The sequence below is a fragment of the Siphonobacter sp. BAB-5405 genome, assembly GCF_002872335.1.
Classification (GTDB): domain Bacteria; phylum Bacteroidota; class Bacteroidia; order Cytophagales; family Spirosomataceae; genus Siphonobacter.
On sequence record NZ_NJAG01000230.1, the window covers coordinates 1 to 912 of the forward strand.

The 912-nt window shown below is 47.7% G+C and carries 2 protein-coding genes; both read left to right on the top strand.

Annotated features, from left to right (window positions below; genetic code table 11):
• The first annotated feature begins 232 nt into the window (after positions 1-232).
• A complete protein-coding gene (locus tag BWI97_RS28210; RefSeq protein ID WP_199182149.1) occupies positions 233-397 on the top strand; it encodes a hypothetical protein in 165 nt (54 codons plus the stop codon).
• Between the two features lie 52 nt (positions 398-449).
• Positions 450-912 (top strand): alpha/beta fold hydrolase (locus tag BWI97_RS27265; RefSeq protein WP_146011114.1); only part of this gene is annotated, 463 nt, incomplete at its 3' end.

Below are 912 nucleotides of genomic sequence, written 5' to 3' on the forward strand. Positions count from 1 at the left end.
TTTTCTATGAGCTTCATGATCAGGAAAATACCACCTGGGTTATGTTCAGGAATGAGTTCTTCACTGAAATCTCAAGCCTGCACCCACAAAAACCCACGCGGTTTAATATTGAAGCCATCGAAGAGACGAAGTTGAATCGTGATCGATAAAAAGGATATGGATTTCCTGTATGGGCAGGTAGCCGCCTGGGAAAGAGTTTGGCAGAAAAATCTGGGAGGCAACCACGGTACGAATGATTGACCAGCTCATGAATTTCCAAACCATGTCCGCCGAGGAAAGGTATCTGTCTTTCATGACGCATTCGGATCTCATTCACAAAGTACCAGTGAAGCAGGTAGCCGCCGTGCTGGGTATCACGCCCAATGCCCTGAGCCGAATCCGGAAAAAAATCCGATAGTAGTCATTCTCTACCATTTGGTAGTTTTGCCCTTTTGCAGCCCCCGTTACTTTTGAGCTCATCAAAAAACGTAAACCATGACTCAAAGACGAAACCAAATACCTTAGCTTCTCAGGATCAATATGTTGACGAAGCTTTAATTCAACATCTCCCGGGTTTTACGAATCAGTATGCAACGGTAAACGGCGTTCGCCTGCACTACGTAGAAGGCGGTAGCGGCACCCCACTGATTTGTCTGCCCGGCTGGCCGCAAACCTGGTATTCATACCAGCCCATTGYCGCAGCATTGGCTCAAAAATACCGGGTGTTGATTATAGATATCCGCGGGATGGGTAGTTCCGAAAAGCCGCAATCCGGTTACGATAAGAAAACGATGGCAACCGATATTCTGGCCCTGGTACAGCAACTGGGGTTGACGAAAGTGCAGATCATGGGACACGACATTGGCGGGATGGTCGCCATGAGCTTTGCCTTCAATTATCCCCAGTTCACCGAAAAACTTATTGTGCTCGACG

What these genes read in the sequence shown, in the direction of transcription:
- BWI97_RS28210 (WP_199182149.1), top strand. Translation starts at nt 233, where the DNA reads ATGATTGACCAGCTCATGAATTTCCAAACCATGTCCGCCGAGGAAAGG.